The 14230-nt window shown below is 61.4% G+C and carries 12 protein-coding genes and 1 tRNA gene; 3 read left to right on the top strand and 10 right to left on the bottom strand.

Features of this window, described 5'->3' with window-relative positions; genetic code table 11:
* Nucleotides 1-69: 69 nt before the first annotated feature.
* Nucleotides 70-1995 (top strand): potassium transporter Kup, encoded by a 1926-nt coding sequence (locus CN97_RS01410; RefSeq protein ID WP_084683939.1) that lies wholly within the window; start codon nucleotides 70-72, stop codon nucleotides 1993-1995.
* On the opposite strand, the gene CN97_RS01405 is transcribed toward CN97_RS01410, so the two are convergent.
* The 4 genes from CN97_RS01405 to CN97_RS01390 form a co-directional block, all read right to left on the bottom strand.
* Complete coding sequence (locus CN97_RS01405; RefSeq protein WP_051910885.1) at nucleotides 1985-3142, bottom strand: AI-2E family transporter; 1158 nt, start codon at nucleotides 3140-3142, stop codon at nucleotides 1985-1987. The two genes, CN97_RS01410 and CN97_RS01405, sit on opposite strands and share 11 nt — an antisense overlap.
* An 83-nt stretch (nucleotides 3143-3225) precedes the next feature.
* Complete coding sequence (gene mdoH, locus CN97_RS01400) at nucleotides 3226-5022, bottom strand: glucans biosynthesis glucosyltransferase MdoH (RefSeq protein WP_051910884.1); 1797 nt, start codon at nucleotides 5020-5022, stop codon at nucleotides 3226-3228.
* 7 nt (nucleotides 5023-5029) lie between these two features.
* On the bottom strand, nucleotides 5030-5215 hold the full coding sequence (locus CN97_RS01395) for a hypothetical protein (RefSeq protein ID WP_035705974.1): 186 nt from the start codon (nucleotides 5213-5215) through the stop codon (nucleotides 5030-5032).
* Nucleotides 5199-6752 (bottom strand): glucan biosynthesis protein, encoded by a 1554-nt coding sequence (locus tag CN97_RS01390; protein WP_084683938.1) that lies wholly within the window; start codon nucleotides 6750-6752, stop codon nucleotides 5199-5201. The genes CN97_RS01395 and CN97_RS01390 overlap by 17 nt, the downstream gene beginning before the upstream one ends.
* A gap of 189 nt (nucleotides 6753-6941) precedes the next feature.
* Between CN97_RS01390 and CN97_RS01385 the strand changes: the two genes are divergently transcribed.
* Nucleotides 6942-7031, top strand: a tRNA-Ser gene (locus tag CN97_RS01385).
* Between the two features lie 269 nt (nucleotides 7032-7300).
* Here the strand turns inward: CN97_RS01385 and CN97_RS01380 are convergent.
* Nucleotides 7301-7912 carry a YitT family protein gene (locus tag CN97_RS01380; RefSeq protein WP_035705972.1) on the bottom strand — a complete coding sequence of 204 codons (612 nt, stop codon included), beginning with the start codon at nucleotides 7910-7912 and terminating at the stop codon, nucleotides 7301-7303.
* A 377-nt stretch (nucleotides 7913-8289) separates the two neighbouring features.
* On the opposite strand from CN97_RS01380, the gene CN97_RS01375 reads away from it, so the two are divergent.
* Nucleotides 8290-8826: a dihydrofolate reductase family protein gene (locus CN97_RS01375; RefSeq protein ID WP_207391643.1), complete on the top strand. Its 537-nt coding sequence runs from the start codon at nucleotides 8290-8292 to the stop codon at nucleotides 8824-8826.
* 18 nt (nucleotides 8827-8844) lie between these two features.
* Here CN97_RS01375 and CN97_RS01370 read toward each other — a convergent pair whose 3' ends face one another.
* The 5 genes from CN97_RS01370 to CN97_RS01350 all read right to left on the bottom strand — a co-directional run bounded on the left by CN97_RS01370 (nucleotide 8845) and on the right by CN97_RS01350 (nucleotide 14168).
* A complete protein-coding gene (locus CN97_RS01370) occupies nucleotides 8845-9717 on the bottom strand; it encodes an ATP-binding cassette domain-containing protein (protein WP_051910883.1) in 873 nt (290 codons plus the stop codon).
* Nucleotides 9717-10553 carry an ABC transporter ATP-binding protein gene (locus CN97_RS01365; protein WP_051910882.1) on the bottom strand — a complete coding sequence of 279 codons (837 nt, stop codon included), beginning with the start codon at nucleotides 10551-10553 and terminating at the stop codon, nucleotides 9717-9719. The genes CN97_RS01370 and CN97_RS01365 overlap by 1 nt, the downstream gene beginning before the upstream one ends.
* Before the next feature lies 1 nt (nucleotide 10554).
* The gene (locus CN97_RS01360) at nucleotides 10555-11469 is read right to left on the bottom strand and encodes an ABC transporter permease subunit (RefSeq protein ID WP_035705970.1); all 915 of its coding nucleotides are present in this window, start codon (nucleotides 11467-11469) and stop codon (nucleotides 10555-10557) included.
* A 7-nt stretch (nucleotides 11470-11476) separates the two neighbouring features.
* Nucleotides 11477-12484: an ABC transporter permease subunit gene (locus CN97_RS01355; protein ID WP_035705968.1), complete on the bottom strand. Its 1008-nt coding sequence runs from the start codon at nucleotides 12482-12484 to the stop codon at nucleotides 11477-11479.
* A gap of 79 nt (nucleotides 12485-12563) precedes the next feature.
* Nucleotides 12564-14168, bottom strand: coding sequence for an ABC transporter substrate-binding protein (locus CN97_RS01350; protein WP_035705966.1), 1605 nt, complete (start codon nucleotides 14166-14168; stop codon nucleotides 12564-12566).
* Nucleotides 14169-14230: the final 62 nt, after the last annotated feature.

Raw genomic sequence — 14230 nt, 5'->3', positions numbered from 1 at the left:
CGCCATGGCGATCCTTGCGGATCGAATGAGCATCGGGCCAGCACACCTCTCCCGGATAGACAATCTCATATGACCGATACGCCCTCTTCCCGGCTGAACTCCCCGGAACCGGTGGATGATGGGCCATCCCACGGGTCGCCGGGCCATGAGGGCTTTCTGAAGCTCGCGCTTGGTTCGGTCGGCGTGGTCTACGGCGACATCGGTACCAGTCCGCTCTATGCCATGCGCGAGGCGCTGCATCATGCGGCAAGCGACGGGCTGACGAACGAAGAGGTGCTGGGTGTCCTCTCCCTGCTCATCTGGGCGCTCTTTCTGATCGTCACCGTCAAATACGTGATGTTCCTTCTCCGCTTGGACAACCGGGGCGAGGGGGGTGTCCTCGCGCTGTTCTCTCTCGCCATGAGGGCGGTCGGGCGGCGTTCCATTCCGGTGTTCATCCTTGGTATCATGGGCGCAGCGCTGTTCTTCGGCGATGCGATGATTACCCCGGCCGTTTCCGTCCTTTCGGCGGTGGAGGGGCTGGAACTCATCACGCCGAGCTTCACGCCGTTCGTTTTGCCGATCACCATCGTGATCCTGGTCTGTGTCTTCATGGTGCAGAAGCACGGAACGGCGCGGATCGGGGCGTGGTTCGGTCCGATCACGCTTGTCTGGTTTGTCACCATGGGAGCAGCGGGTATTTGGCAGATCTCTGGAAATCCGCATGTCCTCACGGCCCTGAACCCGCATCACGCCGTGTTCTTTCTCGCGGATCACGGCTTCACCGCCTTCCTTGTCCTGGGCGCGGTGTTTCTCGCGGTGACAGGGGCGGAGGCGCTATATGCCGACCTGGGGCACTTCGGGCGCGGGCCGATCCGTTTCGCGTGGTTCTGGTTGGTGCTGCCGGCCCTGGTGCTGAACTATCTCGGCCAGGGGGCACTGGTCATTTCCCGGCCGGAGACACTGAGTAACCCGTTCTTCCTCATGGTCCCAGAGTGGGGGCTGATCCCGCTTGTGCTGCTGGCGACGGTGGCGACCGTCATTGCCTGTCAGGCAGTGATCTCCGGCGCTTTTTCCATGACGCGGCAAGCGGTGCAGCTGGGTCTGCTGCCACGGTTCGAGATCCGCCACACATCAGAACAGCAGAGCGGCCAGATCTACGTGCCTGCGATGAACTGGCTGCTGCTCATCGCCGTGATCTGGCTCACGCTGGCGTTTGGCTCATCAAGCAACCTCGCCTCTGCCTATGGGATAGCGGTGACAGGAACGATGATCGTCACCACGGCGCTTGCGGTGGTGCTGGCGGTGAAGGGCTGGCGAAAGCCGCTATGGGTGGTGCTGGTGATCGCGGCGCCGGTTGCGGTGATCGAGCTTTCCTTCCTCACATCCAATCTGCTGAAAATTCTTGATGGCGGTTATGTCCCGGTGCTGGCGGCGCTCGCGCTCATGTTGGTCATGTGGTCCTGGTGGCGCGGATCTCAGTTGTCATTTGAAAGGCAACATCGGATGGCCGTGCCGCTTGAGAGCTTCGCCCATTCGATGTCGCATAGTTCCGTGCATATCGCTGACGGGGTCGCCGTCTTTCTGACCTCGGACCCGACCACCGCGCCGCCCGCGTTGCTGCACAACCTCAAGCACAACAAGGTGCTTCATCGTCGAAATCTTGTGACAACGGTGCTGGTGGCGGAGGAGCCGCGTGTTTCGGAGCAGGACCGGCTGAGTTATGAGAACGTCGATGACCGGTTCGCGCTCATCACACTTCGCTTCGGCTTCATGGAGACGCCGGATGTCAGCCGCGCCCTGTTCCGCTCCCGGATCGACGGCGTGAAGCTTGAGGTCATGCGCACCTCCTTCTTCCTTGGGCGGCGCCGCTACGTGCCGGGGGCGCGTATCGGGATGCCGCTTCTGCTGGACCGGATCTACATCCTGCTGAACGGATTTTCCGCCGATCCGACGGTGTTCTATCATTTGCCGAGGGACCGCGTGGTGGAGATCGGCGCCCGGATCAGCGTCTGACCGTTCGCGGCGTAAGCGGGGCAGGATCGCCCGCGCCGAACATGCTGTCCGGCCGCCCGTCGCGCGACATGAGCACGGCGAGTGGTCGGAGCGCTGGAATATGGGAGCAGACGATCATCGCCGCGACCATCATTGGCACGGCGAGGAAAAGACCGGCGATCCCCCATATCGCGCCCCAGAAGGCCAACGCCAGCACGATGCAGAAGGTGGAAAGCTGCAATGTCCGCCCCATGAAGATCGGCTCGATGATGTTACCGTTGCCGAACTGAATCCCGCATACGATGAGTGATACTGTCACCGTCACCCATGGTTCCGGCATCTGGATGAACACTGCAAGTATGGTGAGGACGGAGGCGACCAGCGAGCCGATGGTCGGAATGAAGTTCAGGATGACCGTGAGCATGCCCATGGCGCCGGCGAACTCCAGCCCTGCGACGCGCATGACAAGGTAAACCTCCACCCCCGTTATCAGGCTGACAAGGCTTTTCACCAGAAGGTAGCGGTTCACCCGCCGGATGATGGAGCGGCTGATGGCGGCCGCGCGCGCGGCCCGCTTCGGCGTGGCAAAAAGGTTCAGCAGCTTTGCATGGAACCAGTGCTGTTCGGCGAAGAGAAAGCCCACCACAAGGCTGGTCATCACGGCGATCGACACCAGCCCGGAAAGCTGAAAAGCAATGGAACGGAGGTAGGCGTTGAAGTTGATCGTCTGGATAGCATTCTGTACCGCCGACGTCGCCTCCGGCCCGAGCCAGGCGAACAGGCGGGCGACAGCATTGATGGCCGCGTCGCTGTAAAGCAGCATGGTTGTGATGAGGCGGTTGACCTCGTTGACCACGACAACAGCGAGCAGGATGAGGCAGACGGTGAGCAGTGTCACCGCCAGGACAACGGCAATCCAGCGTGGGAAATAAAACCGCCCGATCCTGAGTTGCGCGATCCGGTCGATAGTGGCGGTCGTCACGCTGAAGAGGATGATGCCGAAGGCGAGCGAGATGAGAATGGAGCTCCCCACCCAGAGCAGAAATACCGCCACCCCGAAGGCGATGATGGTGAGCGCCCATGTCTGGATACGGAGCCTGTCTTCCAGGCTCGGCCGGTAGGGAGGGAAGACGCCGGTTTGATCCTCCGGGGGAGTGGTCTTGAGCATGGCGCGCGGAACCTCGGCGTGGGTCTGCGCGCACTATGCGAGGTTGCAGGCCGGACGGCAACTGCGGCCTGTATCGGTCGGTTTCAGCCCGTCGGCCCGGTGACAACCACAGGCGGCGCTACCACCCGGCTGCTGCCGGGGTCAGCTGAAGCGGACTCCTTGCGGCGCCAGTCATGCAGAATCTCCTGCTGCCGAAGCATAACAGGGCGCGGGTGCTGCTCCTCCGGCGTCATGAACAACCTCAGCCGACGCGCGGAGGCACCTTCGCCGGAATCGGATGACCAGGCGATGATGAGTGGCGCTATGAGCATCGGGCCGCCAACCGGCAGGAACCAGATGAAAAGCGTGGTGAACTTCCATGCTGCAAAGAGGATGACGGCGCCGGTTGCCGTGATCCACCAGCTCGCCTTCCATGCGGTCGAGAGCGGGATCGCCTGCGCCTCGCGATCGGCAACCGGCCAGCCGCCGTCCGCTCCGGTGAGAATCTCTATGACGGAGCGGGTCTGGAAGGCCAGCATGAGCGGAGCGATCAGACTCGACCACAGGATTTCGATAACCACGCTCACCAGACTGGCGAGGGCGCCACCAAACTGCCGGGCGCGACCATCGAAGATGGATCGCAGCGCGATGAGCAACTTCGGCCCCAGCAGAAGCCCGAGAACGAGCATCAGCAACAAAAGGGCACGGGTCGATTCACTGATCGGAAACTGCGGCACGCCAAGCGCCGAGTCGGGAAAGAACTCGAAGGGAGCAGCCAGGATCGGTGCCAGAATGGTCGCGATCAGGAACACACCCCAGAGGGAGGAGGCGAGGTAGGCCATGATCCCCTGAAAGAACACGAACCGGCTCCACATCTTCAGGCCGGGCACGGCCAGCAGGCGCGAGTGCTGAAGGTTGCCCTGCGCCCAGCGACGGTCGCGCTTCGCATAATCGAGGATGTTGTCGGGGGCTTCCTCGTAGGAGCCTCCGATGTCGGGATCGACCCGGACGATCCAGCCCGCACGAGCGAGCAGCGCGGCCTCCACATAGTCGTGGCTGAGGATATGGCCGCCGAACGGCGGCTTGCCCTTGAGCTCCGGCAAGCCACAGCTTTCGGCAAAAGCCGTCGTGCGCGTGATGGCGTTATGACCCCAGAAAGGGCCTTCCCGCCCCTGAAGAGCCGCGACGCCACGGGTAAAGATCGGCGAAAAGAACGCGGCGGAGAATTGCAGCACCCGACCAAAGAAAGACCGCGACCCAATGATCTTGGGCAATGTCTGAAGCAGCCCGAGCTTGGGCTCCGCCTCCATACGGCGAACCATCTCAACCAGCGTATCGCCTTCCATCAGGCTGTCCGCGTCGAGGATGATGAGGAAATCGTAGCGGCCGCCGAAGCGGCGGATGAATTCGGCGATATTGCCCGCCTTCTTGCCGGTATTGTCGGTCCGGCGACGGTAATAGACCGGAAGGATATGCCCCCAGCCGACTCGCAGCTTCTCGAACCAGGCTTCTTCCTCCGCTCCTATGGCGGCACGGGTGGTGTCTGAGACGATCGCGAGCTCGAAAGCGCCATGGTGACCGGTGGCCTCAAGGCTCTCGATCATCGCGGCCGCATGAGAAAACGGTTTTTCCGGCGGCTCATTATATACCGGAAGCAGGATTGCTGTTCGCGTGGTCAGAGGACCGGTCGTCCGCGCGCGCCGGATACGGCTGCTCATGAACACGCCGCTCATGCCGAGCATCGCGCCCCATGCGATCCACCAGGTCGTCAGGCCGAGCAGGGCGATCCTGACATAATCCGTTCCGTCCCGCCCATCGGCAAAAAAGACGTTAAGGCCGAGCCAAACGGCTGTGCCGGCCAGCACGAGGCTCGCCAGAAAGAGGACGGTCCGCAATATCATGAGAAGATCAGGTCAGTCGCCGGCCGCCGAACTGGGCGAACCTCGCGCGCAGCAGCCCCAACCAGGAGGAGGAGCGCTCCAGCACCTGCACCGGCATGATCATCGGCGCTGCTGGCGGCAAGCGATCATCAAGCGCGAGTATGCCATCCGCGTCCGTGACCCTCGCAGCAGCGGTGTCAGTGAGGCGATTCATCTCCAGGTCTCCACTGATAGCTCCATGTTTCGGTCAGACGACGACCGGCAACGCTCAAATATACTGATAGTTCCACAGGATTGCTTGCTGTACTCTTCACATCAGCAACGAACCGCCAGATGTCCTCTCCCGAGACTTTCTTCAAGTCCGTGTGGACGAATTCTCCGTTAAAAATTGACGTATTCGCAGTGACGGAGTCGAGATCGAGCAGGCGATCCAGATAGGGGCCTTCAAAATCCACCACAAATTTCCGCTCCCCCGTTGTGGGGTCGGAGCCGGCAGTGCCGGAATGGCCTGAACTGAAGGTGATGACGCGCGCGAATCGTGCGCTTGATTCGGGAATGTCACCCCATATCAGCCTGTAGCTGAACTCCACCGCGGATCCGGCGGTGGCGGGCGCTTCCGGCATCCAGAAGCAGACGATGTTGTCGTTGACTTCCCGCTTTGTCGGGATCTCGATCAGACAGATATGACCGACGCCCCATTGCCCGGACGGCTCCACCAGAACGGAGGGGCGCTTTTCGTAATGCGCCTCCGCATCCGCGTAGTCCTCAAAGCGGCGGCTGCGCTGCATCAGGCCGAAGGCGCGCGGGTTCTCCTCCTTGTAGAAAGAGGCCGCCAGTTGCGCGGGATTGTTAAGGTTGCGCCAGACTTCCTCTCCGCTCGCACGGATGATCTTCAGCCCCTCGCTGTCGTGGACGCGCTCGCGGTAGTCGTCGAAGGCCGCGCGATTGGGGCCGCCGTAGAGGAACATGGAGGTCAGCGGCGCGATGCCCAGCCGCGAAACATCACGCCGAACGAAGATGCGCGCGGTCACATCCATGGCCGTGTCCTTGCCCGGGCGGACGATGAAACGGTAGGCTCCGGTGACGCTTGGTCCTTCCAGCTGAGCGTAGATGGTGATCGTCGAATCGAATTGACCTGGGGGGATGACGTAGAACCGCGTGAAGCGAGGGAACTCCTCCGGCTTGCCTGCGGCCGTATCGACGGCGATACCGCGGGCCGAGGTCCCATAGGAGGACCCTTGTCCCAGAGCGCGGAAATAGCTGGCGCCAAGAAAGGTCAGCAACTCATCCCAGATTTCAGGAGAGTTCAGCGGGTAGTTGATCTTCAGCCCCGCGATGCCGGGAAAGGGGTTTACCGCATCGAAGGGTGCCCGCTCGAGCGGCGCGTGATAGAGGAAGTCCTGCGAGGTGAAGGCCAACTCCCGCCGCTCGCCCCCCTCCAGCAGGGAAATGGTAACCGGCTCATCATAAAGCCAGCCGAGGGAAAAGGCATTCAGCGTGAAAAGCGCCTGACCGGCCCAGATGGCCCGCGCGGGATCCGCCTGAACCTGCCGATAGCCATCATATCCGAGCGTTGAGAATGGCTCGGGTAGGGCAAGTTCGTTACGCTGATACGGCTGATTGACGAGCGCCTGCATTTCCTGCGTCAGCGCATCGAAGAAGTCGGCGGTCTGCGCGGAAATGCGGAGCGGAGCAACGGCGGCAAGAGCGCTTACGGAAAGACCAGTAAGAAGAAATTGCCTGCGCCGCATGTCCCACCCTCTTTTAGACGATCCCTGCTATTTAGAGGAAGTTTGCCGAAGGAAAAGCGGCATTTCTGCGCATGCCCGGGTGGTTGGGGGGAAGTGATGATTATCCGCCTCACCCTGAGCGGCGAACCGCAAATACTATGCTCACACCCCCTTGCCCCCAACCAAAACCCGCGTTAGGAAGCCCGCCACGGAGAGGTGGCCGAGTGGTCGAAGGCGCACGCCTGGAAAGTGTGTAGGCGGGGAACCGTCTCGAGGGTTCGAATCCCTCTCTCTCCGCCATAGACCGCAGCTTGCTCTAATTGTGCAAATTCGGTCCTTGTAAGCGCGCATCCTCAAATCATTATACAAAACTGCCGCCTCTACGCTGCAGTCAGAGATATATCTCGAAGATCAGTGACGGAGGGGACGCAGGTAGTCCGCTGCGGCGACGCAGGTTTGAAGAACATGCCGTGGCGATTTGCTTCCTGAGACGACCGCTTTGGCGCGCCTTTCGCCATCGGCATAAAGCGCATGTCTTCTGGGGACACATCTAGGTGTCGGCGCGAATCCTACATTGCGACGTAGCGATCACGGCGGTGGTTGATGGCGATGACAAGATTGACCACCACCACGCCTAGCACGGACCAGATCAACCGGTCGAGCGGAACCCACCACAGCGCGATGGCGAAAAGGGCGGCGTCGAAACCCATCTGGACCCAGCCCGCACGGATACCTGTTCTGTCTTGGAGATAGAGCGCGACCACCCCCACACCTCCAAGGCTTGAGCCGTGGCGAAAAAGTGCCAGAAGTCCTGCGCCGGTGGTGCAGCCAAAAAGAACGGCTGCCAGCGGTTCCGATAGCATCGCGAAGCTGAGGTAGTGGGGAAAAACCGCTGCAAACAGCGACATGAGTGCGACCGACGCGAAGCTTTTCAGAGTGAATGACAGCCCGATCCTGCGGTAGCCAAGCCAGTAGAACGGCAGGTTTATCAGGAAGAAAACGGGCCCAAATCCCCAGCCGGTGGCATAGCTTATGAGGAGCGCCAGACCTGCCGTCTGACCGGTCATGAAGCCGTGGAAGGCCAGAAACTGAATTCCCAAGGCACACATCATGGTGCCGAAGAGGATCCCTTGCGCGTCCTCGAAGCCGGTATGGCGGGTCGGTTTGTCGTGTTCGCTCATGACGCACTGATGCCGCGACTGCAAAATGCTTTCCAGCGCTAATTTGCGGCTCCACCGTGTCATGAAACCGGTGGCGCTGGGGCAGTGCGGTAGCGTTTGGCAAAAGGAGATCACGCAGGGTCATCCCCGCGGTGCACTGGCACGTCCTCCTGCATCCTTGCGGCAAGAAAATGCCGCTCATCGAAGGCCAAACCCAACAGGCATACGCAACCGACAAATGGCGATTGACCACACCTTCTGACGCTTGATGGGATGATACCCAGACCCCGGATGGTGGCGGCGCTGTGTCGGCTGTACCGCATACCCGACGTGTCCGCGCCACGGTCTTGCGGAGCGGCGAGCGCGAACCGACATAAGGAGGGTCAAGGAGACCCACCATGCAAATGCCCGAAGGGGAAGTCTTTATCGCCACCTCGCTGGATGGCTACATCGCCCGCCCCGATGGAGACGTTTCGTGGTTAACGAGCTGCCCGCTGCCCGAAGGGGAGGATTTTGGCTATTCGGAACTCATGGAGCGGGTCGATGCCCTTGTCCTGGGCCGGAAGAGCTATGAAAAGGTGCTGAGCTTCGGGGAGTGGCCCTATGCAAAGCCGGTGACGGTGCTCAGCCGCACGCTACCTCCTTGCAGAGCCTGCGATACGGGCGGGAAAGTCGCGATACGTGACCGGGATCCGCTCACCGTCATGGAAGAACTGGGCCGGCAGGGTGCGCGCCGGGTTTACGTGGACGGAGGCGCAGTCGTTTCGGCCTTCTTGCGCGCGGGTCTGATCGAGCAAATGACCATCACGCGTCTGCCGATCCTGTTGGGAGACGGCATTCCGCTGTTCTGTGATACCGGTGAAATCGCCCTGAGACACGAAGCCACCAGAAGCTGGCCGAATGGCTTCGTGCAGTCTGTTTACAGTGTCGGATAAGCCGCTGAATTTATAACACTATGCGTGCGTGGCCTTTCGATCCCTCGCCGCCGCTACCCGCGCGGCGCGACCGCTTGCACGACGGGCAACACGCGCGCGGATCGCGTTCAGATCAGTGATCGGCGTGGCGGCAAAAAGCTCCTTCGTGTAGGCGTGTTTGGGATCGGCGAAGATTTCATCCCGGCTTGCCTGTTCCACCGCCTCACCCTTGTAGAGAACCATCACTTCATCGGCGATGTAGTTCACCACAGAGAGGTCGTGGCTGATGAAGACATAGGTCAGCTCAAACTCCTCCTGCAGGTCGGCGAGCAGGTTCAGAACCTGCGCCTGGACGGAGAGATCGAGTGCGGAAACCGGCTCGTCCAGCACCAGGAGCGAGGGTTTCAGCATGAGCGCTCTTGCGATGGCGATCCGCTGGCGTTGTCCGCCAGAAAACATATGCGGGTAGCGGTTGTAATGCTCGGGCGCCAAGCCGACCTTTGCCAGCATCTGTTCCGCCAGAACCCGCCGTTCAGCAGCAGGTATGGAGGTGTTGAGCAGCAAAGGCTCTGTCAGCACATCACCAATTTTCTGGCGCGGATTGAGAGAGCCGTAGGGGTTCTGGAACACCATCTGCACTTTCGAGCGCATCTCATGCGTCAGGCGGGTCTTGCCGATGTTCACGCTCTCGCCAGTGATCTTCAGATCGCCGCCCGATTGTGGATCGATGAGCGCGATGATCCGGGCAAGCGTGGACTTGCCAGAGCCGGATTCTCCGACGATAGCCAGTGTCTTTCCCTTTTCCACGGCAAAATCTACGCCATTCACCGCGCGGAAAGTTCCCCCTTTGGAAAACAGCCCGCCCGGAAGGTCATAGTCCTGCGTGATTCCGCGGCCTTCGACAACGATCATCAGTTTGCCTCCCCGGCCATGAAATCGGCCACCGTGGGCAGCCGGTCACCCGTCGCGTTCTCCGGCAGGGCGGAGAGGAGGGCGCGCGTATAGGGGGTCTTCGGCGCTTCAAAGAGGGTCAGTACATCGGCCTCCTCGATCTTTCTGCCCTTGTATTGCACGATCACCCGATCCGCGGTTTCGGCCACCACGCCCATGTCATGCGTGATCATGATGAGCGCCATGCCGTATTGCTCCTGCAGTTCCATGAGCAAATCGAGGATCTGCTTCTGGATCGTCACATCCAGGGCTGTCGTGGGTTCGTCCGCGATGAGCAGGCGCGGGTTGCAGGCGATGGCGATGGCGATCATCACCCGCTGGCATTGCCCGCCGGACATCTGGTGTGGGTAGGCTTTCAGCTTGCCTTCCGGGTCCGGCAGGCCCACGGCCCGGAAGAGGTCGAGCGCACGTGCCCGCGCAGCGGAGCGCGACAGGCCGAGGTTTAGCCGCAACACCTCCTCGATCTGAAAGCCGGCGGTAAAGGAGGGATTGAGCGAGGCGATCGGTTCCTGGAAGATCATCGTGATTTCCCGCCCGATGATCCTGCGCCGCTCCTTCGGCGTCATTGTCAGCATGTCCTGTCCGTCGAAGCGCATGACATCGGCGGTTACCTGCGCGCTTTCGGGGAGAAGGCCCATGACGGCCAGCATCGAGACCGATTTGCCGGAGCCGGACTCGCCGACGATGGCCAACACCTCTCCCACATCCACCGACACATCGACCCCGTCCACAGCGGTGAAGAGGCCCGTCGCGGTGGGAAAGCGCACGGTGAGGTTCTTGATTTCGAGAAGCGGCATCTCAACTCCTCTTCAGCTTGGGATCCAGCGCATCGCGCAGCCCGTCGCCCATGACGTTGATCGCAAGCACGGTGATGAGGATGGCAAGACCGGGGAAGGTCACGACCCACCAGGCCCGGAGGATGAACTCCCGCGCTTCGGCGAGCATCGTCCCCCATTCCGGGGTTGGCGGCTGCGCCCCCATGCCGAGGAAGCCGAGCGCCGCCGCATCCAGCACCGCGGAGGAGAAGGAGAGCGTGCCCTGCACGATCAGGGGCGCGAGGCAGTTGGGCAGGATCGTCTTGAACATCAGCCGGAGGTTGCCCGCGCCTGCCACGCGGGCGGCAGTGACATATTCGCGCCGCTTCTCTCCCATGACGGCCGCACGGGTGAGGCGGGCGAAATGCGGCTGATAGACGATGGCGATGGCGATCATCGCGTTGACCAGCCCCGGTCCCAGCACCGCCACCAGCACGAGTGCCAGCAAGAGAGAGGGGAACGCCAGGATCACGTCCATCACGCGCATGATGACCGTATCCACCCAACCGCCGAAGTATCCGGCCACCAGACCGATGAAGATACCGCCGATCAGGGCGACAGCCACAACGACGATGCCGATGAACAGCGAATACTGCGCCCCATAGATCAGGCGGGACAGAATGTCCCGGCCGACTGCATCCGTCCCCAGAAGGAAACCGGATTTACCGCCCTCCTGCCAGATCGGGGGAACGAGGAGGGAGTCGCGATACTGCATCGCCGGATCGTGCGGGGCGATGAGCGGTGCGAATATCGCCACCAGAACGAGCAGGACGAAGATCACCAGCCCGACGACAGCCCCCCGGTTCTCTTTGAAGTAGAACCAGAAGTCCGCGAACATGCGTCGCCGGATGGCGGCGTCTGAGAGCTTTGCCGGAGCGGCGGAGGAGGTATCGGTCATGCGTGCCTCACTGATGCCGGATACGGGGATTGATGAGGCCGTAGGTCAGGTCCACGATCAGGTTCACGATCATGACCACGGCAGCGATGAGGAGCAGGCCGCTCTGCACCACGGGATAGTCCCGACGAGAGATGGAATCGATCATCCACTTGCCGATCCCGGGCCAGGAGAAGATCGTCTCCGTCAGGATCGCGCCGGCCAGCAGAACGCCGATCTGCAGACCGATGGTCGTGATGACCGGGATCATCGCATTGCGCAGCGCGTGTACACCCACGACCCGCCCCTCCGACAGCCCCTTGGCCTTGGCGGTGCGCACGTAATCCTCGCCCATCACCTCCAGCATGGCGGAGCGGGTCTGACGCGCGATCACCGCAAGCGGGATTGTCGCCAGCACGACGGAGGGCAGGATCAGGTGAGAGACGGCGGAGGCGAAGGCACCCTTCTGGCCCGAGAGCAGGCTGTCGATCAGCATGAAGCCCGTCACCTGCGGAAAGAAGTACATCAGCGAGATGCGGCCGGAAACCGGCGTCCAGCCGAGAATGCCGGAGAACAGGATGATGAGCAGCAGCCCCCACCAGAAGATCGGCATGGAGAACCCGATAAGCGCCGTCGTCATGGAGAGCTGGTCGAACCAGGAGCCCCGCTTGATCGCCGCAAGCACGCCCACCGGGACGCCCACCAGGGTTGCGATCAGGATGGCGCAGAGGCCCAGCTCAATCGTCGCGGGAAAGAGCGCCAGAAACTCCGTCAGAACGGGTTTCTTCGTGACGATGGAATTGCCGAAATCGCCGCGCAGCAGCCGCCACAGGAAATCCAGATACTGTTGCCACATCGGCTTATCATAGCCGAGTTGGTGCGAAAGTTGAGCGTAGCGCTCTGGCGAGATACCGCGCTCCCCCGCCATCAGCAGCACCGGATCGCCCGGCAGGATGCGGACGAAACCAAAAGCCACGATCGTGATGCCGAGAAAGGTCGGGATCAGGTAGAGGAGCTTGCCAAGGATGAACCGGATCATGTTCCGCGCTTCTTCCGAGAGAAAATAGGGAGCCGGTGCGACGCCTGCCGCACCGGCCTTTCAGACATCAGTCCGCCGATTACTCGGCCAGTTCGACGCCGTCGAAAGTGTGATCGCCAAGGGCGCTCATCACGTAGCCTTTGACCTTGTTCGACATCGGCATGAAGACGGTCGAGTGGTCGAGCGTCGCCCAAGGAGCCTGATCCTTGAAGATCACCTGAGCTTGCTCATAGAGCTTGGTCCGCTCGGCCAGGTCAGAGGCCGCCTTGGCCTTGGCTAGCAGGTCGGAAAATTCCTCGTTGCACCAGAAGGCGCGGTTGGCGCCGCCCGAGTCAGCGGAGGCGCAGGACAGCAGCACGCTGAGGAAGTTGTCCGGGTCGCCGTTGTCACCGGTCCAGCCGAGGATGACGGCGCCATCGCGGCCTTCCTCCATCGACTTCTTCAGATACTCGCCCCATTCGTAGGAGACGATCTCCACCTTGACGCCGACCTTGTCGAAGTCCGATTGGATCAGCTCTGCCGTCCGCCGCGCGTTGGGCATGTAGGGACGTTGTACCGGCATCGCCCAGATCTTCATGGACAGGTTCTTGACGCCGGCCTCATCCAGCAGCTTCTTCGCCGCTTCGGGGTCGTAGGGATCATCCTCGATTGCGTCGTTGTAGGACCACATGGTCGGCGGGATCGGGTTCTTGGCCACGACGCCGGAGCCCTGGAACACGGCGTCGATGATTGCCTGCTTGTTCATCGCCATGTTCAGCGCCTTGCGGACGTTCGCATTGTCGAACGGCGCCTGCTGGGTGTTGTAGGCGAGATAACCGACGTTGAGCCCGGGAGCCTCCATCATGGTGAGGTTCGAATCCGCCTTGATGCCCTGAATATCCGCCGGTGCGGGGTAGGGCATGATATGGCACTCACCGGCCTTCAGCTTCTGAAGCCGGACGGCGGCATCGGGAGTGATCGCGAAGATCAGGTTCTCGACCTTCGCCGCGTCCCCCCAGTAATCCTCGTTCCGCTGGTAGCGGATCACGGCATCCTTCTGATAGGCGACGAACTTGAACGGGCCGGTGCCGACGGGAATGTTGTTGAAGTCTTCCGGGTGGCCGGCCGCCATCAGGGTGTCAGCATATTCCTTGGATGCGATGGAGGCAAAGGGCATGGCAAGGTTCGCGATAAACGGCGCTTCGGGCCTGTTCAGCACGAATTTGACCGTATGGTCGTCTACCTTCCGGATCTCCTTGATGAGACTGTCCATCTCCATCGACGAGTAATATTCGTAGCTAAGGCCCGACACATAGTTGTGGAACGGGTTGTCCGCCTTGCCCTGCCGCTCGAAGGAGAAGATCACGTCCTCGGCGGTGAGTTCACGGCTGGGCGTAAAGGTCTGCGTGGTGTGGAATTTCACACCGGAGCGCAGATGGAACGTATACTCCAGCCCATCATCTGAAACCTCCCAGCTCTCCGCGAGCGCGGGCTGCACTTGCGTGGTGCCCGGCTTGAACTGGACAAGACGGTTGTAGACCGGATGCGCGCTGGCGTCGAAAGTCGTGCCGGAGGTATAGGGCGCGGGGTCAAAGCCTTCGGGCGAGCCTTCCGAGCAGTAGACCAGGGTCTGTGCCTGAAGTGCGCCTGCCGACATCAGCGCGAAAGCTGAAGCCGCCAGAAGGCGTGTGCTGAATGGTTTCATGTCTTCTCCCTGAGGTTCGAATTCTTTCCCCGCGCCATGGTGACGCGCCAGTGAGGCCGGTC

Origin of the sequence: Haematobacter massiliensis, from assembly GCF_000740795.1 — a bacterium.
Lineage (GTDB): Bacteria > Pseudomonadota > Alphaproteobacteria > Rhodobacterales > Rhodobacteraceae > Haematobacter > Haematobacter massiliensis.
This window is presented reverse-complemented; position numbering and strand designations above follow the sequence as displayed.